This is a genomic window from Paracoccus halophilus (assembly GCF_000763905.1).
GTDB lineage: Bacteria > Pseudomonadota > Alphaproteobacteria > Rhodobacterales > Rhodobacteraceae > Paracoccus > Paracoccus halophilus.
The window spans coordinates 33,672-53,396 of sequence record NZ_JRKN01000002.1 but is presented as its reverse complement, the minus strand read 5'-3'; the positions used below and the strand labels follow the sequence as shown (position 1 = coordinate 53,396).

The 19,725-nt window shown below is 65.9% G+C and carries 17 protein-coding genes, 1 tRNA gene and 3 pseudogenes; 14 read left to right on the top strand and 7 right to left on the bottom strand.

Annotated features, from left to right (window positions below):
- Nucleotides 1-4: 4 nt before the first annotated feature.
- The 3 genes and pseudogenes from IT41_RS01610 to IT41_RS22155 form a co-directional block, all read left to right on the top strand.
- Entirely contained in the window at nt 5-1,777 is a 1,773-nt protein-coding gene (locus IT41_RS01610; protein WP_036738276.1) for a heme biosynthesis protein HemY, read from the top strand.
- A gap of 135 nt (nt 1,778-1,912) precedes the next feature.
- A tRNA-Thr gene (locus IT41_RS01605) sits at nt 1,913-1,988 on the top strand.
- 238 nt (nt 1,989-2,226) lie between these two features.
- Nucleotides 2,227-2,385 (top strand): annotated as a pseudogene (locus IT41_RS22155) (transposase); the annotation flags it as partial.
- Nucleotides 2,386-2,477: 92 nt separating this feature from the next.
- On the opposite strand, the pseudogene IT41_RS20540 reads toward IT41_RS22155, so the two are convergent.
- Nucleotides 2,478-3,587, bottom strand: a pseudogene (locus IT41_RS20540) (integrase core domain-containing protein); the annotation flags it as partial.
- Between the two features lie 64 nt (nt 3,588-3,651).
- On the opposite strand from IT41_RS20540, the pseudogene IT41_RS19680 reads away from it, so the two are divergent.
- Nucleotides 3,652-3,947: pseudogene (locus IT41_RS19680) on the top strand (transposase); the annotation flags it as partial.
- Here the strand turns inward: IT41_RS19680 and clpA are convergent.
- Nucleotides 3,910-6,231 carry an ATP-dependent Clp protease ATP-binding subunit ClpA gene (clpA, locus tag IT41_RS01590; protein ID WP_036738275.1) on the bottom strand — a complete coding sequence of 774 codons (2,322 nt, stop codon included), beginning with the start codon at nt 6,229-6,231 and terminating at the stop codon, nt 3,910-3,912. The pseudogene IT41_RS19680 and the gene clpA sit on opposite strands and share 38 nt — an antisense overlap.
- A gap of 262 nt (nt 6,232-6,493) precedes the next feature.
- Nucleotides 6,494-7,240 (bottom strand): hydroxyacylglutathione hydrolase, encoded by a 747-nt coding sequence (gene gloB / locus IT41_RS01585; RefSeq protein WP_036738273.1) that lies wholly within the window; start codon nt 7,238-7,240, stop codon nt 6,494-6,496.
- A gap of 51 nt (nt 7,241-7,291) precedes the next feature.
- On the opposite strand from gloB, the gene IT41_RS01580 reads away from it, so the two are divergent.
- The 7 genes from IT41_RS01580 to IT41_RS01550 all read left to right on the top strand — a co-directional run bounded on the left by IT41_RS01580 (nt 7,292) and on the right by IT41_RS01550 (nt 13,715).
- Nucleotides 7,292-8,074 (top strand): class I SAM-dependent methyltransferase, encoded by a 783-nt coding sequence (locus IT41_RS01580; RefSeq protein WP_036738272.1) that lies wholly within the window; start codon nt 7,292-7,294, stop codon nt 8,072-8,074.
- A 312-nt stretch (nt 8,075-8,386) separates the two neighbouring features.
- The gene (locus tag IT41_RS01575) at nt 8,387-8,947 is read left to right on the top strand and encodes a F0F1 ATP synthase subunit delta (RefSeq protein WP_175496367.1); all 561 of its coding nucleotides are present in this window, start codon (nt 8,387-8,389) and stop codon (nt 8,945-8,947) included.
- Nucleotides 8,947-10,482, top strand: a complete 1,536-nt coding sequence (gene atpA / locus IT41_RS01570) for a F0F1 ATP synthase subunit alpha (protein WP_036738270.1) — start codon at nt 8,947-8,949, stop codon at nt 10,480-10,482. The genes IT41_RS01575 and atpA overlap by 1 nt, the downstream gene beginning before the upstream one ends.
- Before the next feature lie 12 nt (nt 10,483-10,494).
- Nucleotides 10,495-11,370, top strand: a complete 876-nt coding sequence (locus tag IT41_RS01565) for a F0F1 ATP synthase subunit gamma (protein ID WP_036738269.1) — start codon at nt 10,495-10,497, stop codon at nt 11,368-11,370.
- 17 nt (nt 11,371-11,387) lie between these two features.
- Nucleotides 11,388-12,812 carry a F0F1 ATP synthase subunit beta gene (gene atpD, locus IT41_RS01560; protein ID WP_036738267.1) on the top strand — a complete coding sequence of 475 codons (1,425 nt, stop codon included), beginning with the start codon at nt 11,388-11,390 and terminating at the stop codon, nt 12,810-12,812.
- Nucleotides 12,813-12,821: 9 nt separating this feature from the next.
- On the top strand, nt 12,822-13,268 hold the full coding sequence (locus tag IT41_RS01555) for a F0F1 ATP synthase subunit epsilon (RefSeq protein ID WP_036738265.1): 447 nt from the start codon (nt 12,822-12,824) through the stop codon (nt 13,266-13,268).
- Nucleotides 13,269-13,364: 96 nt separating this feature from the next.
- The gene (locus IT41_RS01550; RefSeq protein ID WP_036738536.1) at nt 13,365-13,715 is read left to right on the top strand and encodes an H-type lectin domain-containing protein; all 351 of its coding nucleotides are present in this window, start codon (nt 13,365-13,367) and stop codon (nt 13,713-13,715) included.
- An 8-nt stretch (nt 13,716-13,723) separates the two neighbouring features.
- Here the strand turns inward: IT41_RS01550 and IT41_RS01545 are convergent, their stop codons facing one another.
- Together IT41_RS01545 and IT41_RS01540 are read right to left on the bottom strand one after the other, a co-directional pair.
- A complete protein-coding gene (locus IT41_RS01545; RefSeq protein ID WP_036738263.1) occupies nt 13,724-14,491 on the bottom strand; it encodes an alpha/beta fold hydrolase in 768 nt (255 codons plus the stop codon).
- Nucleotides 14,488-15,087: a 2-hydroxychromene-2-carboxylate isomerase gene (locus IT41_RS01540; RefSeq protein ID WP_036738261.1), complete on the bottom strand. Its 600-nt coding sequence runs from the start codon at nt 15,085-15,087 to the stop codon at nt 14,488-14,490. The genes IT41_RS01545 and IT41_RS01540 overlap by 4 nt, the downstream gene beginning before the upstream one ends.
- 80 nt (nt 15,088-15,167) lie before the next feature.
- Between IT41_RS01540 and IT41_RS01535 the strand changes: the two genes are divergently transcribed.
- The 3 genes from IT41_RS01535 (at nt 15,168) to IT41_RS01525 (ending at nt 18,053) form a co-directional block, all read left to right on the top strand.
- Nucleotides 15,168-16,187 carry a ribose-phosphate pyrophosphokinase gene (locus IT41_RS01535; RefSeq protein WP_036738259.1) on the top strand — a complete coding sequence of 340 codons (1,020 nt, stop codon included), beginning with the start codon at nt 15,168-15,170 and terminating at the stop codon, nt 16,185-16,187.
- Nucleotides 16,188-16,465: 278 nt separating this feature from the next.
- Nucleotides 16,466-16,972, top strand: coding sequence for an HdeD family acid-resistance protein (locus IT41_RS01530; RefSeq protein WP_036738257.1), 507 nt, complete (start codon nt 16,466-16,468; stop codon nt 16,970-16,972).
- Nucleotides 16,965-18,053, top strand: coding sequence for an AI-2E family transporter (locus tag IT41_RS01525; protein ID WP_052081225.1), 1,089 nt, complete (start codon nt 16,965-16,967; stop codon nt 18,051-18,053). The genes IT41_RS01530 and IT41_RS01525 overlap by 8 nt, the downstream gene beginning before the upstream one ends.
- Here IT41_RS01525 and IT41_RS01520 read toward each other — a convergent pair.
- Nucleotides 18,050-18,730: a GntR family transcriptional regulator gene (locus IT41_RS01520; protein WP_052081224.1), complete on the bottom strand. Its 681-nt coding sequence runs from the start codon at nt 18,728-18,730 to the stop codon at nt 18,050-18,052. The two genes, IT41_RS01525 and IT41_RS01520, sit on opposite strands and share 4 nt — an antisense overlap.
- A 32-nt stretch (nt 18,731-18,762) precedes the next feature.
- A complete protein-coding gene (locus tag IT41_RS01515) occupies nt 18,763-19,704 on the bottom strand; it encodes a 2-hydroxyacid dehydrogenase (RefSeq protein WP_036738256.1) in 942 nt (313 codons plus the stop codon).
- Nucleotides 19,705-19,725 lie beyond the last annotated feature (21 nt).

The window sequence follows — 19,725 nt, the reverse complement described above, 5'->3', positions numbered from 1 at the left end:
CCACATGCTGCTTTCGGCATTGAAGATACTGCTGTTTTTCGCAATCGTCCTGGCCGTTGCCCTGGGCGCGATGCAGCTTTCGGAAAGCAATCAGGGCCTGACCATGGTCTATGACGGCACCGAATATGTGCTGGGTCCGGTCCATGTGCTGATCGCCGTGATCGTGGTGGTGCTGCTGGGCTGGCTGGTGGTGCGCATCGTCGGGCTGATCGTCGCCTTCGTGCGCTTTCTTCTGGGCGATCAGACAGCGATCAACCGCTATTTCGCCCGGTCGCGCGAACGCAAGGGCTATGAGGCGCTGTCCGAAGGCATGCTGGCCGTGGCCTCGGGCGAGGGGCGGCTGGCGCAGGACAAGGCGGCGCGGGCCGCGAAATTCCTCGACAAGCCGCATGTCACCGACCTGCTGGCCGCGCAGGCGGCCGAGGTGGCGGGCGACACCACCCGCGCGGGCGAGGTCTATCGCCGCCTGCTGTCCGACGACCGCACCCGCTTTGTCGGGATCCGCGGCCTGTTGCGCCAGAAACTGGCCGAGGGCGATACCGCCACCGCGCTGAAACTGGCGGAAAAAGCCTATGCGCTGAAACCCAAAAGCGCCGAATTGCAGGACACGCTGCTGGAATTGCAGACCAGGCAGGGCGACTGGAAGGGCGCGCGTTCGGTGCTCAAGGACAAGCGCAGGCAGGGGCAACTGCCGCAGGATGTCCATATCCGCCGCGATGCGGTTCTGGCGCTGAAAGAGGCCTCGGAGGTGTTGGCGGCCGGCAGTTCGATCAGCGCGCGCGAGGCCGCGATCTCGGCCAGCCGTGCCAGCCCCGACCTGATCCCGGCTGCCGTTCTGGCCGCGCGCAGCTATATCGCGCAGGGCGATGCGCGCAATGCCAGCCGCGTGCTGCAAAAGACCTGGAGCGTGCGGCCGCATCCCTCGATCGCGGCCACCTATGCCGAGATCGCGCCGGACGAAAAGCCCGCCGCGCGGCTGCGCCGTTTCGAGGATCTGATGCGCAAGAACCCCGATCACGAGGAAACCCGGCTTCTGCGCGCCGAGTTGCTGCTGGCGGCCGAGGATTTCCCCGGCGCCCGCCGCGCCCTGGGCGATCTGGCCGAAAAGCATCCGACGGTGCGCTCGCTCTCGATCCTGGCCGCGATCGAGCGGGGCGAGGGCGCGGATGACGCCGTGGTGCGCGGCATCCTTGCCAGGGCGCTGGCCGCGAGCCGTGGCCCGCAATGGGTTTGCGACAAATGCCATAACGTGATGGCGGACTGGGCGCCGGTCTGCGACAGCTGCGCCGGTTTCGACACGCTGACTTGGCGCGAGCCGGATACGCCGGCCTGGCGGGCAAGGCCGGGCGATGGCGTCGAGATGCTGCCGCTGCTGATCGGCGGGCAGCCCGAGGCCGCAAAGGCGGATGACAGGCCCGCGGCCGAAATCGCGTCGGCCTCCGAGGCCGGCCCCGAACCCGCGACAGCGCCCGGCATGGTCGGGCCGGAGCCCGAGGCGCCCGAGCCCGCGCCGGTGACGCCTGAACCCGATCCGGCTCCGGAGCCCGATGTCGCGCCGGGCATGGTGCCGCGCGATTCGGACTATCGCGCCGCCGGCCCGAACGGCAGCGCGCGCCATGAGCCGGCGATGACCGTCACCGATCCCGAGCCGGCGCCGCCCGAGAAACCGGCCGAGCACGGGCGCAAGCCCCGGTTTACCGACGAATCCGAAGTCGTGCCGGTGCGCCCGGATGTCGAGCCGCCCGATGATGCCGGGTTCCTCGAGAAAAACCGCTGATCTCTCTTTCACACCGCGCCGGAAGCTGCTATCCGGCGCGGTGCGGGACGTGGTTTGCGTCTCTTGTTGCCAGTGGTCCCTTGGACACGAAGATGTCTTGATAGGATCGCGCTGCGCTGTTAAATCGGCGCGGATGCCGCAGTAGCTCAGCTGGTAGAGCACGACATTCGTAATGTTGGGGTCGGGGGTTCGAGTCCCTTCTGCGGCACCATATTTTTCCGACGAACCTCGCGGAAAAGCGGAAAGGGCGTGCCGTAAACCTCAGATATTGCCGACAAAAACGGCTGTGAGGGGTTGCGCCACCCGGGGCGAATTACCTGATCGCCACCGGGCCCTGGTCGCCGCATGGTCGGACTGGGCGAAGGCGGTGGCGATGAAGGCCGGGACCAGTCGGCGACTGTTCCTGCCGACATGCTGCGAGGGCCAATGACGCGGCACAACCGCTACAGACCATCCCTGGCCTTGGTCCGATCTCTGCCCGCGCACTGGCCTCGGCTCTGCCCGACATCACCGAGTTCAGGTCAGGACGGGATCTCTTTGCCTTGCTGCTTGACCTGCCACGGGTCTTTCATCTGGTCGCATCGGAACCTTTCGATCATTTGCGCTGATCGGCGCAGGTTGAGCAATCGTCCGGCCTGCGGAGCATTCATCGCGCGCAGCGTGCCGGGCGATTGCAATGGTCAGGGGCAGGGCGAACCCCCGCAGGCGTGTGGTTGCCCAGGGCCGAGTGTGGCCGCTCGGTGTTGTAGTCGATCGCCCATGCCGTGATCAGCTCGCAAGTAGGGGACAGGTTGCGGAACAAGGTATCCTCCAGGAACTCGTCGCGCATCCGACCATTGAAGCTTTCGAGAGGGAGCAGGTGAACGTCACCGGTCCGAGAGAACCTGCGACGCGTTTTGCATCGGTTTGCCGGGCGCAATGTAGGGCCAGTTGATTCTGCTCTCGGCATACCACCGCAGGATGGCATTCGAGGTCAGTTCGGTGCCATTTTTTGGACACGATCATGCTCGGTCGGCCTCTTCGCTCGCTCAATGATGTCAGTTCACGCACCACATGTCGGCCGGAAAACGAGGGTGAGCCATCGAGCCGCCACCGGTCCGAGGCCGATGGCGAACGGGGTCTCTGCCAAGCATTCGTGGGTGGCGTCGTCGACCACGTTCAGGATCCCGAACCTCCGCCCGCAAGCGAACTGATCATGCACGAAGCCGAGCGACCAATGGGCGTTGGCGCGCCTCGATCAAGATCAAAGGGTGCGTCCAAGTGCCTTGTGGCGCGCCTTGCGCTTGCCTACCACCAGTCCCTTTTCGCGATACAGGCGGTAGATCAGATTGATCCCGGACGGCTCGGCTTACCGACGCAACAGGATGACCAGCCGCCGATAGCCGAAATGGTTTCTCTCATTGGCAAGATCGCGCAGCCGGCCCCGCAGCGCCGTCTCCGGCGGACGTCGGGACTGGTAGCGCACCCTCCTGCGATCCGCGCCCGCGATCTGGCAGGCCAAACAGGGTCTTCAAATGCGCGACCGCTTCGCCTTCACGGCAGGCGTCACCAGTTTTTGGCAAGCAGTTCCTTCATCTCTGCCAGCTACAGAATCTGTTCGGCCACCAGCTTCTTCAGCTTGAGATTATCGTCATCAAGTGCTCGAAGTCTCTTGGCCCCATAGCGCCAGCCCGGACTACTTTGCCTTCCAAGCGCAGAACGTGCCCTCCGACATGCCATGCCTACGGGACAGATCGGCGCATTTCGCCCCGGCCTCGTGCTCTTGCAGGATGCCGATGATCTGTTCTTCGGTCAGTCGTGCCTTCATCATCATCTGCCCTCTCGCTGGAAAGGACTCTAGCTGCAGATGGAAGAAAAATCTCGTGACAGGTCACGCCTATGGCAGCAATAACCAGCGCAGAACCATCGTCGACAAGAACGCCATCGGAGTGATCCCCGACAACCCGCCGCGTGCGCGCAAATATCCTCTTGATACGGCGCTGTACGCACAGCGGCGCCTGATAGAATGCTGCTTTTCAAAGCTCAAGCAGTTCCGCCGAGTGGCAACACGCTATGAAAAACCGCGAGAAATTTCCTCCATGTGATCACAATCGCCGCAACCCTCCTATGGATCACGCAACTGCCCGCGGGTCCTAGTCCGCAGTCAGCAGTGGCGGTTTGGAGTTGCTGATCCTCGGCGTGTCCGGACCCGTGATGTCGAAGATGGGCCTGTCTTCCTCGATCCGGACCCGGACGACACCACCTTTGGTGAGGCGCCCGAACAGCAGCTCCTCGGCCAGAGGCTTCTTGATGGTTTCCTGGATTACCCGACCCAGCGGGCGGGCGCCCATTCGATCATCATAGCCTTTCTCGGCCAGCCATTCGGCGGCTTCCGGCGTCAGTTCGATATGCACGCCGCGGTCGATCAGCTGCGCCTCCAGTTGCAGGACGAACTTTTCGACCACCTGGACGATCGTCTCGCGCGAGAGCGGCGAGAAACTGATCACCGCATCAAGGCGGTTGCGGAATTCCGGTGTAAAGGTGCGCTCGATGGCGGCCGTATCCTCGCCCTCGCGGCGGTCGCGGCCGAAACCGAAGGCCGCCTTGGCCTGATCCGCCGCGCCGGCGTTCGAGGTCATGATCAGGATGACGTTGCGGAAATCGACCTGACGGCCATTGTGATCGGTCAGCTTGCCGTTATCCATGACCTGCAACAGGATGTTGTAGACATCCGGATGCGCCTTTTCGATCTCGTCCAGCAGCAGCACGCAATGCGGATGCTGGTCGATGCCATCGGTCAGCAGGCCGCCCTGATCGAAGCCGACATAGCCGGGCGGGGCGCCGATCAGGCGGCTGACGGCGTGTTTCTCCATGTATTCGGACATGTCGAAGCGCAGCAGTTCGACGCCGAGGCTGGCGGCCAGCTGCTTGGCGACCTCGGTCTTGCCGACGCCGGTGGGGCCGGCAAAGAGGTAGTTGCCGATCGGCTTTTCGGGTTCGCGCAGGCCTGCGCGCGCCAGCTTGATCGACGAGGCCAGCGCCTCGATCGCGGCGTCCTGGCCGAAGACGAGCCGTTTCAGCGTGGCCTCGAGATCCTTGAGCACGCTGGCGTCGTCCTTGGAGACGTTCTTGGGCGGGATGCGCGCGATCTTGGCGACCACCGCCTCGATCTCTTTCGGGCCGATGGTCTTGCGGCGCTTGCTTTCGGCGACCAGATGCTGCGCCGCACCGGCCTCGTCGATCACGTCGATCGCCTTGTCGGGCAGCTTGCGGTCGTGGATGTAGCGGGCCGACAGTTCGACCGCGGTCTTGATCGCGTCATTGGTATAGCGCAGATCGTGATGCTTTTCGAAGCTGGGCTTCAGCCCCATCAGGATCTTGATCGTGTCGGGCACGGTCGGTTCGTTGACGTCGATCTTCTGGAAACGGCGCGACAGGGCGCGGTCCTTTTCGAAATGCTGGCGGAATTCCTTGTAGGTGGTCGAGCCCATGCAGCGCAGCTTGCCACCGGCAAGCGCCGGCTTGAGCAGGTTCGAGGCGTCCATGGCGCCGCCGGAGGTGGCGCCGGCGCCGATCACCGTGTGAATCTCGTCGATGAACAGGATGGCGTCGGGATGCTCTTCCAGTTCCTTTACCACGGCTTTCAGGCGTTCCTCGAAATCGCCGCGATAGCGGGTGCCGGCCAGCAGCGCCCCCATGTCGAGCGAAAAGATGGTCGAGCCGGACAGCACATCGGGCGTCTCGCCGCGGGTGATCTTGAGCGCCAGACCTTCGGCGATGGCGGTCTTGCCAACGCCGGGATCGCCCACCAGCAGCGGGTTGTTCTTGCGGCGCCGGCACAGGACCTGAATGCAGCGCTCGACCTCGTCGGCGCGGCCGATCAGGGGATCCACGTCGCCCTTGACCGCCTTGTTGTTCAGATCCACGCAATATTTCGACAGGGCGGATTCGCTCTTGGCCTGTTCCTGTTCGGCCTGCGCCTGCTCGGCCGGCTGGTCCGAGCCCTGCACGGTGCGGTTTTCCGAGAAGGAGGGATTCTTGGCGACGCCATGGGCGATGAAGTTCACCGCGTCATAACGCGTCATGTCCAGTTCCTGCAGGAAGAAGGCCGCGTTCGATTCGCGCTCGGCAAAGATCGCGACGAGCACATTCGCCCCCGTCACCTCGGTCCGGCCCGAGGATTGCACGTGAATCGCGGCCCGCTGGATCACCCGCTGGAAGGCGGCCGTGGGCACGGCCTCGGACCCTTCGACATCGGTGATCAGGGTGGAAAGATCGTCCTCGATGAATTCGACGAGCAGGCGGCGCAATTCGTCCAGATCGACATTGCAGGCCTGCATCACCTTGATGGCATCGGGTTCCTCGGTCAGCGCCAGCAGCAGATGCTCGAGCGTCGCGAGTTCATGATGATGCTCATTGGCCAGCGCGAGCGCGGCATGGATGGCCTGTTCCAGCGAGGTCGAAAAGGACGGCACGTCTAGCTCCTGTCAGTCGGCTGGCGGTATGGGCCGCCATATTTAGCGGTCCACCTGACCAGACTGTCACGATACAGTTAAGTTTTGGTGGATTTCCGCGCAATTCAAGCGGTAATTTCCTTGGGTGCTGCCGAAATTACCCCAGTTGAGCAAGATGTGATGTCTGGGCGGCGCAATTTCAAGCATCCGGGCGGCTGCGCAAACAGCGGCTTGGAGCTTTTGCCGGCGCCGGCCCGGAGCATCGCGGCGTTGCCAAATCACCTCAGAAACCGTCTTTCATCTGGCGCAGCTTGCCAAAGACCGCGGCATCGGGCGCGTCTTCCAGCCCCAGCGATGCGCGCAACGCCTCAACCCTCAGAAACGGATTGGTCGCGCGCTCATCGGCCAGGGTCGCGGGGGCGCAGGGGCGGCGGCCGGCGGCGGTATCGTCGAGCCTTTGGCGAAGCGCGGCATTGTCGGGATCGACCGAAAGCGCAAAGGCCCCGTTGCCGCGGCAATAGTCATGGCCCGAGCAGACCAGCGTTTCGCCGGGCAGGGCGTTCAGCCGCGACAGGCTGGCCCACATCATCGCCGCGTCGCCCTCGAACAGGCGGCCGCAGCCAAGCGCCATCAGGCTGTCGGCGGTAAAGACCATGGCGGATTGCGGCAGGTGAAAGGCGATATGGCCGATGGTATGTCCCGAGACATCGATCACCGAGGCCGCCTCGCCGCAGATCGCGAGGGTATCGCCGGGCCGCACCGGGTGGTCCAGCACCGGCAACCGGGCCGCGTCATCGGCATTGCCGGTCACGCGCGCGCCGCTGGCGGCGACCAGTTCGGGCACGGCCTGGATGTGATCGGCGTGATGATGGGTGATCGCGATCATATCCAGCGACCAGCCGCGCGCCGCAAGCTCGGCTAGAATCGGCGCGGCTTCGGGCGCGTCGATCAGCGCGGTCTGGCCATTGCCATGGACCAGCCAGGCATAGTTGTCGGTCAGGCAGCGGATCGGAACAAGTTCCAGCGGCATTGGCAAACCCCGTTCTTTCCCCCAGTCTGGCCCGGTAGCGGCGGAGGCGCAATGCATCACGATGTCTATGAACTGCGCAAGTTCTATTATACCCGCGCCCTTGGGCGCGTGGTGCAGCGCATCCTGCGCGACCGGCTGACCACGCTCTGGCCGCCCGATCAGGCGCAGGCGATGACGGTGGCCGGTTACGGTTTCGCCGCGCCGCTGCTGCGCCCCTATCTGTCGCATGCGCGCCGCGTGACCGCGCTGATGCCGGGGCCGCAGGGGGCGATGGCCTGGCCTGCGGGCCTGCCCAATTGCGCGGCCCTGTGCGAGGAAACCGCCTGGCCGCTGGATACCGGCAGCGTCGACCGGCTGGTCCTGCTGCACGCACTCGAGACCGCCGACCATCCCGTCGCCCTGCTGGACGAGGCGCTGCGGGTGCTGGGGCCGGGGGGGCGGATGCTGGTCATGGTGCCCAACCGCGCGGGGCTGTGGGCGCGGTCCGAGACGACGCCCTTCGGCTTTGGCCGCAGCTTCACCGCCGGCCAGCTCGAGGCGCAGGCGCGCGCGGCGGGGTTCGTGGCCGAGCGGACCGGCGCGGCTCTGTATATTCCGCCCTCGGACCGGCGCTTCTGGCTGAAAAGCGCGCAGATGTGGGAACGCACCGGCAGCCGCATCAGCCAGGTGCTGGTCGCGGGCGTGGTCCTGACCGAGTTCAGCAAGCAGGTGCAGGCCCCGGTCGGGCGCGACAGCAAGATGCGCGTCCCCAGCCCGCTGGACGTGCTGGGCGGAATCGCCAAGCCGATCGCCTCGGGCCAGCGCGCGGGGGGTGCGCTGCGCGATCCGGGCTGATGGTGGTCACCAGCGGCCACCAGCGGGCGCCGTCGGGGCGAAACCCCGGGGCCGGGTATCGGCCGGGATCGGGCCGCTGTGGCCGATTCGCGACGGTTCGCGCCTGCGGTTTCCCGGCGGCGGGCATGGGGGCGCAAACACTCGCGTTTCCGTGTGCAATGCGGTTGCGGCAGGTAAAATCACCTGCTAGAGACGCGGCAGATTCCGGGAAAGCCCGCCGTTCCGGCTGGCCGACCCATTGACCACGCGCTCTGCAACCGACCGGCCCGCCGCCGGCCCGTCGCGGAGCATGCGCTAAACGGAAGGATGACCGTGGCCAATTCCGCTTCGATTTCCGCTGATATCGCCGGGCGTTACGCGCAGGCCCTGTTCGATCTGGTCCGGGATTCGGGCGCGATCGACGCTTTGTCCGGGCAGGTCGACGAACTGGCCTCGGCCTATGACAGCAGCGCGGATCTGCGCGAACTGAGCGTTTCTCCGATCTATGACCGCCAGGACCAGGAGGCCGCGATCGGCGCGCTGGCCGAAAAGATGGGCTTTTCGCCCGCGCTGGCCAATACGTTGCGGCTGATGGCGCGCAATCGCCGCCTGTTCGCGCTGCCACAATTCGTGGCGAAACTGCGCGGCCTGATCGCCGATACGCGCGGAGAGATCACGGCGGATGTCGTCAGCGCCGCGGCGCTCAGCGATCAGCAGAAAACCCGCCTCGCGGACACGCTGGCCCGGAAATCGGGCAAGAAGATCAAACTGAACGCGCGCGTCGATGAAACTCTTATCGGCGGCATGATCGTCAAACTGGGCTCGCAGATGATCGACAGCTCGATCAGATCCAAGCTCGCATCCCTACAGAACGCTATGAAAGAGGTCGGATAATGGGAATCCAGGCTGCCGAGATTTCGGCGATCCTCAAGGATCAGATCAAGAATTTCGGTCAGGACGCCGAAGTGGCCGAAGTCGGCCAGGTGCTGTCGGTCGGCGACGGCATCGCGCGCGTCTATGGTCTGGACAAGGTCCAGGCCGGCGAGATGGTCGAATTCCCCGGTGGCGTTCGGGGCATGGTGCTGAACCTTGAAACCGACAATGTCGGCGTGGTGATCTTCGGCGACGACCGCGCCATCAAGGAAGGCGACACGGTCAAGCGGACCGGCGCCATCGTGGAGGTGCCGACCGGCAAGCCGCTGCTGGGCCGCGTCGTGGACGCGCTTGGCAACCCGATCGACGGCAAGGGCCCGATCGAGGGCGCGACCATGGCGATTTCCGACGTCAAGGCGCCGGGCATCATGCCGCGCAAATCGGTGCATGAGCCGATGGCGACCGGCCTGAAATCGGTGGATGCGATGATTCCCGTTGGCCGCGGCCAGCGCGAGCTGATCATCGGCGACCGCCAGACCGGCAAGACCGCCATCGCGCTGGACACGATCCTGAACCAGGCGAACTATAACGGCCGCGAGGCCGACGGCATGAAGACGCTGCACTGCATCTATGTCGCGGTGGGTCAGAAACGCTCGACCGTGGCGCAGCTGGTCAAGAAGCTGGAAGAAACCGGCGCCATGGCCTATACGACCGTCGTCGCCGCGACCGCCTCGGACCCGGCGCCGATGCAGTATCTGGCGCCCTATTCGGCGACCGCCATGGGCGAATATTTTCGCGACAACGGCATGGATGCGCTGATCATCTATGACGACCTGTCCAAACAGGCCGTGGCTTACCGCCAGATGTCGCTGCTGCTGCGCCGTCCGCCGGGACGCGAGGCCTATCCGGGCGACGTCTTCTACCTGCATTCGCGCCTGCTGGAGCGTTCGGCCAAGCTGAACGAGGAAAACGGCGCCGGCTCGCTGACCGCGCTGCCGATCATCGAAACCCAGGCGGGCGACGTGTCGGCCTATATTCCGACCAACGTGATCTCGATCACCGACGGCCAGATCTTCCTGGAAACGGAACTGTTCTTCCAGGGTATCCGCCCGGCGGTGAACACCGGCCTCTCGGTCAGCCGCGTCGGCTCGTCGGCGCAGACCAAGGCGATGAAATCGGTTGCCGGCCCGGTCAAGCTGGAACTGGCGCAGTATCGCGAGATGGCGGCCTTCGCGCAGTTCGGCTCCGATCTTGACGCGGCGACGCAGAAACTGCTGAACCGCGGCGCGCGCCTGACCGAGCTGATGAAGCAGCCGCAATATTCGCCGCTGACCAATGCCGAGATCGTCATCGTTATCTATGCCGGCACCAAGGGCTATCTGGACAGCCTGCCGGTGTCCGAGGTCACCAAATGGGAACAGGGGCTGATCCAGTTCCTGCGCAACCAGAAGGCCGACCTGCTTGACGACCTGACCCGGAACGACCGCAAGGTGGCGGGCGATCTGGAGACAGCGATCAAGGCGGCTCTGGACGAATACTCCAAGACCTACGCCTGAGAGGAGGGATAGATGCCCAGCCTCAAGGATCTCAAGAACCGGATCGGCAGTGTCAGGAACACGCGCAAGATCACCAAGGCGATGCAGATGGTCGCCGCCGCCAAGCTGCGCCGCGCGCAGGAGGCGGCCGAGGCCGCGCGCCCCTATGCCGAGCGCATGAGCGCCGTCATGGCCGGGGTGACCGCCGCGGCGGCCGGGTCGGACCTGGCGCCGCGACTGCTGGCAGGCACCGGCAGCGACGACCGGCATCTGCTGGTGGTGATGACCTCGGAGCGCGGGCTTGCCGGCGGCTTCAACTCGTCGATCGTCAAGCTGGCGCGCCAGCATGTGCTTGACCTGCAGAACCAGGGCAAGCAGGTCGCGATCGTGACCGTCGGCAAGAAGGGGCGCGAACAGCTCAAGCGCGATTTCAGCGAATTGTTCGTGCATCACGTCGATCTGAGCGAGGTCAAGCGCATCGGTTACGATAACGCGCGCGAGATCGCGGACGGCATGCTCGACCGCTTCGAGGCGGGCGATTTCGATGTCGCGACGCTGTTCTACAACCGCTTCGAATCGGTGATCAGCCAGGTGCCGACCGCGCGCCAGGTGATCCCGGCGGTGATCGAGCAGGACGCAGAGGCCGGCGCCTCATCGCTTTACGACTATGAGCCGGACGAGCATGAAATCCTGGCGGAACTGCTGCCGCGTTCGGTGGCGACCCAGGTTTTCGCGGCGCTGCTGGAAAATGCGGCCTCCGAACAGGGCGCGCGGATGACCGCGATGGACAACGCGACGCGCAATGCCGGCGACATGATCGACCGCCTCACGACCGAGTATAACCGCTCGCGTCAGGCCGCGATCACCAAGGAACTCATTGAAATCATCTCGGGCGCAGAGGCGCTCTGACACGTAGGGGTAAACACATGGCAGAGGCCAAAGGTAAAATCACGCAGGTGATCGGCGCCGTCGTGGACGTGCAGTTCGAAAATCACCTTCCCGCGATTCTGAACGCGCTCGAAACCGAGAACAACGGCAAGCGGCTGGTGCTGGAAGTGGCCCAGCACCTGGGCGAGAACACCGTCCGCACCATCGCCATGGACGCGACCGAGGGCCTGGTCCGCGGCCTGCCGGTCAAGGATACCGGCGGCCCGATCACCGTGCCGGTCGGCGATGCCACGCTGGGGCGGATCCTGAACGTCGTCGGCGAGCCGGTCGACGAGCGCGGCCCGGTCGAAGCCAGCGAGACCCGCTCGATCCACCAGCCGGCGCCCGAATTCGCAGCCCAGGCGACCGCCTCGGAGATCCTGGTGACCGGCATCAAGGTGATCGACCTGCTGGCACCCTATTCCAAGGGCGGCAAGATCGGCCTGTTCGGCGGCGCCGGCGTGGGCAAGACGGTTCTGATCATGGAACTGATCAACAACATCGCCAAGGTGCATTCGGGCTATTCGGTCTTTGCCGGCGTCGGCGAGCGGACCCGCGAAGGCAACGACCTGTATCACGAAATGGTGGAATCGGGCGTCATCAAGCCCGACAACCTGTCGGAATCGCAGGTGGCGCTGGTCTATGGCCAGATGAACGAGCCGCCCGGCGCGCGGATGCGCGTGGCGCTGACCGGCCTGACCGTGGCCGAGCAGTTCCGCGACGCCACCGGCACCGACGTCCTGTTCTTTGTCGATAACATCTTCCGCTTTACCCAGGCGGGCTCCGAGGTGTCGGCGCTTCTGGGCCGGATCCCCTCGGCCGTGGGCTATCAGCCGACGCTGGCCACCGACATGGGCGCGATGCAGGAACGCATCACCTCGACCAAGAACGGCTCGATCACCTCGATTCAGGCTGTCTACGTTCCGGCCGACGACCTGACCGACCCGGCACCGGCGACGACCTTCGCCCACCTGGACGCCACGACCGTTCTGTCGCGCGCGATTTCGGAACTGGGCATCTATCCGGCCGTGGACCCGCTGGACAGCAACAGCCGCATTCTCGACCCGGCCGTGGTCGGCGAGGAACATTACCAGGTCGCCCGCGATGTTCAGGGCATCCTGCAGAAATACAAGTCGCTGCAGGACATCATCGCCATTCTGGGCATGGACGAACTGTCGGAAGAGGACAAGCTGACCGTGGCCCGCGCGCGCAAGATCCAGCGCTTCCTGTCGCAGCCCTTCGACGTGGCCAAGGTGTTCACCGGCTCGGACGGCGTGCAGGTGCCGCTGGAGGACACGATTTCCTCGTTCAGGGCGGTCGTGGCCGGCGAATATGACCACCTGCCCGAGGCAGCCTTCTACATGGTCGGCGGCATCGAGGAAGTGAAAGCCAAGGCGCAGCGCCTCGCCGCTGACGCGGCGTAAGGGGGCGATATGGCCGATACGATGCAGTTCGACCTCGTCTCGCCGGAGGGGAGCCTGATCTCCGTTCCGGCCCGCGAGGTGCGCCTGCCCGGCTCCGAGGGCGATCTGACGGCGATGCCCGGCCATGCGCCGGCCATCGTGAACCTGCGCCCCGGGGTTGTGACGGTGATCGACGGCGACGGGAACGAGACCGAGTTCGCGGTGACCGGCGGTTTCGCCGAGATCAACGGCGATTCCGTCAGCCTGCTGGCCGAACGCGGCCTGGCGCGGGCCGAAATGACCCAGGATGTCTTCAACGACATGATGCTGCAGGCACAGCGCCGGGTGCAGATCGCCCGGGAAAAGGACAGCGCCGCCGAGGAGGTCGTGGCCGCCGCGGTCAAGCTCTTGGCCGATATGGAGGCGCTTGGCACCCATATCGGGCTGGACCCGAAACAGGCGAATTTCCTGGCTTAGAATCAAAACTGACGAAAAAAACAGCAAGCCCCGGAGATTCCGGGGCTTTATTACTTCATCGCTTTGTCATCTTATCGTCTCATGGAGGTGAGTGACTTGAAGCGTTTTGGCCATGCCGCTGTCGGTGTCTCGACCGGAGAGACCGAGATATTTTCCGCATTCGAGAGTGACGGCCCGATGTGGTCCGGCACAGGGACGCGCAGCGAAAGCCGTCATGTCCGGTTCCCGCATCCCTTCCTTGAGCCGCCCTGCGTGCAGGTCGCGCTCAGCATGTGGGATATCGATTGCAACGCCAATCAGCGCGCCGATATTCAGGCGATCGAGATCGCGGAGGATGGTTTCGTGCTGCGGTTCAGCACCTGGGGCGATACCCGTGTCGCGCGTGTTCGCGCCCGCTGGATGGCCATTGGCCCGGTCCGCTACGAAGAGGACTGGTCGGCGGAATAGTGCCGCGATCAGGCACGGTCCAGGTTCAGGCCGATCAGTTCGGCGACCTGCCGGGGATGGGTGATCGGCAGCATATGGGCGGCGCCCGGAAGCCGTGCCCGGCCGACATCGGGCAGGCGCGCGGCCAGCGCATCGGCGATGTCGCCGATCACCGCGGGCGAATCCTGCCCGATCAGGATCATGCAGGGGGCGTCGATGCCCTCAAGCCCGCCCTCGCGCAGCATATTGGCGGCGTCGCGCATCAGCGTCTCGTTCCCGGCCACCACAAGCTGCATCTGCCGCGCCAGCCGCTCGCGCCCCGCCGGGGTCTGCGATTCCCACTGGATGCCGCCCCAGATCGACAGGAAGCGCCGCGCGGCCTCGTCGCTCTGGCCGGCGGCCACCAGCGCGTGCAGTTCCTGCATCACCGCGTCATTCGCGGGGTCGGGGGTGGCGGCGAACAGGACCGGCTCGATCAGGGTCAGGCTGCGCACGGCTTCGGGTGCGGCGATCGCGATGCGCAGGGCGACCGTGGCGCCCAGGCTATGGCCGATCAGGTCCATCGGCCGGTCGATCAGCCGCGCCACTGCCTGGGTGGTAAAGCTGTGGTAATCGGGCTCGCCCGGCCAGTCCGGGCTCTGGCCGTGGCCGGGCAGGTCGGGGGCACTGATCCGCACCTTGTCGGCCAGCTTGCCGGCAATCGGCCCCCAATAGCTGGCATTGCCCATCATGCAATGCAGGGCCAGCGCCGGACGTTCCTCGGCTCCCGGCCATTGCCTGAGGTGCAGATCGCTCACGGCGCGGCCAGTTCGCGGTCGAGGAAATCCAGCCGGTCCTGGCCCCAGAACCGCGCGTCGCTGTCGCGCAGGATGTAGAAGGGCGCCCCGAAGACGCCCGCCGCGACCGCCTCTTCCAGATTGCGGCCAAAGGTCTCGGCGCCGACAAACAGCCCCTTGTCGGCCAGCGCCGGGTCGAAGCCGGCGGCCGACAGTTTCGCGCGGATCACCTGATCGTCGGCGATGTTTTCCTCTTCCGCCCAGACCGCGCGCAGGAAGGACTGCACCAGCCCCGCCAGATCGCCGCCCCCCGCCTGCTGCGCGGCGATGATGGCATAGGACGAGGGCGCGGGGTTGACCGGCCAGAAGGCCGGCCTGAGATTGAGCGGCATGCCCAGATGCCGCGACCATCGCTGCAATTCCTGCGCCCGCATTTCCAGCCGCGAAGGGTGGCGATCCGCCGGGCGAACGCCGCCGGTGCGGTCGAAAAGCTGCATCAGATCCACGGGCTTGTAGGTGATCGTGGCGCCGTGGCGGGCGGCGATCCGCTCCAGCCGGTCGCCGGCCAGATAGGACCAGGGGCTCGGGGTTCCGAAGTAATAGTCGATATGCGCCATGCGTGGCCCTCCGGGTTTGCGGGCAGGCTATCCCGGTGCTAAGGCGTGTGCAATCGCACGAATCCTTACGAGGGAAGCAAATGCCGGCCATGACCGAGCCGAAACTCATCGCGGGAAACGCCAACCGACCCCTGGCGGCCGCCATCGCCCGCCGCATGTCCATGCATCGCGGCATGAATGTCGCGCCGGTCGATGCCCGGGTCGAACGTTTCAACGATCAGGAGATCTTTGTCGAGGTCTATGAGAACGTCCGCGGCGAGGACATGTTCATCATCCAGCCGACCTCGAACCCGGCCAATGACAACCTGATGGAACTGCTGATCATGACGGATGCGCTGAAGCGTTCGTCGGCGGCGCGCATCACGGCGGTCATTCCCTATTTCGGCTATGCAAGGCAGGACCGCCGGGCCAAGGCCCGCACGCCGATCAGCGCCAAGCTGGTGGCCAATCTGCTGACCGAGGCGGGCGTGGACCGGGTCCTGACGCTGGACCTGCACGCGGCGCAGATCCAGGGCTTTTTCGACATCCCGGTGGACAACCTCTATGCCGCGCCGGTCTTCGCGCTGGATATCCGGCACCATTTCCGCGACCGTCTGAACGATCTGATGGTGATCTCGCCCGATGTCGGCGGCGTGGCGCGCGCCCGTGAACTGGCGCAGCGGATCAATGCGCCGCTGGCCATCGTCGACAAGCGGCGCGAAAAGCCCGGCGAGGTCGCCGAAATGACGGTGATCGGCGATGTGACCGGCAAGACCTGCATCATTGTCGATGACATGTGCGACACGGCCGGCACGCTGTGCAAGGCGGCGCAGGTTCTGACCGAGCATGGCGCGACCGAGGTCCATGCCTATATCTCGCATGGCGTCATGTCCGGCCCGGCGGTCGAGCGGGTCCAGAATTCGGTCATGAAATCACTGGTGATCACCGATTCGATCGAGCCGACCGACAAGGTCAAGGGCGCCTCGAACATCCGCATCGTGCCGATGGCGCCGATGTTCGCGCAGGCGATCCTGAACATCTGGAACGGCACCTCTGTCAGTTCGCTGTTCGAGGTCGACACGCTGGGGCCGATCTACGAAGGGCTTTACGCGGGCGACTGAGATCCGCCGGGGGCGCGCCGTTCGGCGCCCTGAGAGGCGCGCGCCGCAGGACGCGATCCCGGATGCCGGGTGTCGCGGGCGGTTGCCGTCGGGGCGGACGGATGGCACAAGGGGCTGGGAGCAACGGGCTTTCGGCCGCGCGCCGCGGGCCAGCAGGAGGGACGTCGCATGATGAACCGTTTTTCCGGGCCATGTGCCGGAACGATCCCGGAATGCCGGCACCTCGTCCGATATCGGACGTGCGCCGTGCCGGCCCGATGCCGGGCGGAGGCCATGTCATGACATCCTGGTTTCCCATGATGGCCGCCGGAATCGCCGCACTGACCGGCGGGCTGCTGGCGTTGATCAACCCGGTTTCGGCCAGCGTGACGACGGTCACCCTGGCAGGCTGGGCGCTGCTGATCGTGGCGGCGCTGCAGGGCTGGTCGGCCTGGCGCTCGCCGACCACCTCCGCGCGGATCCGCGCCGGGCTGATCGCGGCAGCGGCGCTTTTCCTCGGGCTGTCGCTGCTGCTGGGGCCGTTTGGCGATGGCGGCGCGATGCGGTTGCTGACCGGCGGGCTGCTGATCGCCTCGGGCGGGGCCAAGCTATGGGCCGCGCGCAGCCTCAAGGGGACCGAGAACATGCCGCTGGTGCTGGGCGCGGGGGCGGTCTCGGCGCTGATGGGGCTGGTGGTGATTCTGGGGCTGAATCTGGATTTCGGTATTCTGCTGGGGATCGAACTGCTGGCCAGCGGTCTGGCGCTGGTGCTGCTGGCGATGCATCGCCGCCGCAACAATGCCTGACCGCCCGGGCGATCCGCTGCGCGGTCTGCTGGGCGTCGTTCTGGGGCTGGCACTGGTGGCTCTGACCGGTTTCCTTCTGATCGTCGGCAAATCGCTGATCCTGCCGATCGTGGTCGCGGTGATCTCGGTCTATGTGCTGATCGCCGCCAGCGACGCGGTGGCGCGGCTGCCGGGCGGGCGGCAATTGCCGGAATGGCTGCGCCGGGTGGTGGTGCTTGTGGGGTTCATGCTGGGCATGATCTGGCTGGGCGGCGTCATGGTCTCGACCGCCGAACAGATCCTGCCGCGCGTGCCGGAATATCAGCGCAACGTCTCGGGGCTGCTCTCGCGGCTGGTCGAGGTGCTCGGCCTCGACATCGACCCGGACTGGACCGCGCTTTGGTCGGACATGATCGAGCGCATCCGCCTGCAGCAGCTGGCGGGCACGATCCTCGGCTCGATCAGCGCGGCGGCGGGGTTGATCTTCATGGTGGTGATCTATGCCATCTTCCTGATGGGCGAGCGGGGCGGATTCGCGCATAAGGTCGCGGTCGCGATGCCCGGCGACAGCGGCGCGCAGACCAGCCGCATCGTGGCCGAGATCAACCGCGCGATCAGCGATTATCTGGCGGTAAAGACGCTGGTGAACGTGATCCTTGGCCTGCTGTCCTTTGCCGTGCTCTGGGGCACGGGCGTCGATTTCGCGATCTTCTGGGCGATCCTGATCGCGCTGCTGAACTATATTCCCTATGTCGGCTCGCTTCTCGGGGTGGCCTTTCCGGTGGCGCTGAGCATGGCCCAGTTCGGCGAGGTGCAGCGCACGCTGCTGCTTGCGGTGCTGCTGATCGCCGCGCAGGTCTTTGTCGGCAGCGGGCTCGAGCCGCGCATGGTCGGGCGCAAGGTGAACATGTCCCCCTTTGTGGTGCTGGTGGCGCTGGCGCTGTGGTCCTCGGTCTGGGGGGTGGCGGGGGCGATCCTGGCGATTCCGCTGACCTCGATCATCGCCATCGTCATGGGCAGTTTCGGATCGACCCGGCCCTTTGCCGTGCTGCTGGCCCAGGATGTCAGCGTTTTCGAGCGCCGCGCGGACTGGCGCGCCTAGGGTTGATCCGGACCTTCTTCGCGGCGCTGGAAATGGCGGGTGACATTGCGCACCAGCCCGTCCAGGTGCGAGCCGATCGCGGCCATCATGCGGTCCGGGTCGCGGTCGCGCAGCGCCGCCACCATGTCGCGGTGATCGGCCAGCACGCGCGGCGCGTCGGCGCGTTCGCGCGCGGACAGGAAGCGGATACGCCACAGTCGCGCCAGATATTCGCCATAGGTCCGGCTGAGGGCCGCGTTATGGGCGGCGTCCGCGATCGCCCGATGCATGCGCATGTCCAGATCGAAAACATCCAGCTTGTCGCCGGTCGCATGCTGCTCGGCGATCCTGTCCACCATTTGCGCGATGGTTCCGATTTCCGCGTCCGAGGCGTTCACGCAGGCCAGCCCGCCCGAGAACAGCTCGAGCTGGCGCAGCACGGCGATCTCGTCCAGCACCTCGGCCAGCGACGGGTCGGCGACGATGGGGCTGCGCAGCGGCCGCAGCGTCACCAGCCCCTCTTGCCCGAGCATGCGCACCGCCTCGCGCAGCGGGGTGCGGCTGACGCCCAGCCGCAGCGCGTGGTCGCGTTCCTTGAGCGGGCTGCCGGGGGGCAGTTCGCCGGTCAGGATCTCGCGCCGCAGCCGGGCGGCGATGCCGGCCGGAAAAGTGCGCTCGGATGGGTCGGTGTCGGTCACGATACGGCTCGGCTGCCTTTCGGTTCGGGGTTTCAGTTGACCGGGGTTTCCGGCTCGCGCCCGTCCAGCAGGGCGCGCAGGTTGCGTCGCTGCAGGGCGCCCATGGCGGCGCGCGTCTCGACCGTGGCCGAGCCGATATGGGGCAAGGGTAGCAGGTTCGGCAGGTCGATCAGGCGCGGATCGATGCGCGGCTCGTCCCGGAACACGTCAAGCGCCGCGCCGCGTATGGCGCCGGAGGCCAGCGCCGCGATCAGCGCCTCTTCGTCGATCACCGTCCCGCGCGAGATATTGACGATCACCCCGTCCGGTCCCAAGGCGCCGATCACCCCGGCCGAGACATAACCCTGGGTCTCGGGACCGCCGACCACGGCGATGATGATGTCATCGACGGCGCGGGCCAGTTCGACCGGATCGGCGTGATAGGTCCAGCCGGCGGGCGTGTCCTTGCGGCTGCGCGACTGGTAGTGGATTTCGCATTTGAAGGCGGCGAGGCGGTCGGCGATCTCGCGCCCGATGCGGCCCAGGCCAAGGATGCCCACCCTGCGCCCCGAGGCCTTGCGCGCCAGCGGCAGCGCCACCCCGCGGCCCCAGTCGCCGCTGCGCGCGTTCCGGATCGCGGTCTCGAAACCGCGGGCCTGGGCGATCCACATGGCCACGGCCAGATCGGCCACGTCGTCATTGAGCACATCGGGCGTATTGGTCACGCGGATGCCGCGCGCGGTCGCCGCCGCGATGTCGATGGCGTCATAGCCGACGCCGAAATTGGCGATCGCCTTCAGGGCCGGCAGGCGGTCCATGACCGCGCCGTCAAAGGGTTCGTGCCCCATGAATGCGACGCCGGTGACGGTCGCGCGCTCGGCCTCGGGCATCTCCGCGATGGCGTCAAGGCCGGGCAGGCGGCGGGCGTCGAATTCCTCGCGCAGGGCGGCGTCGTCCGGGTCGGAATAGGGGCCGACGGCGATGACATTGGACATGGAGGAGATTCCTTTCGCGTT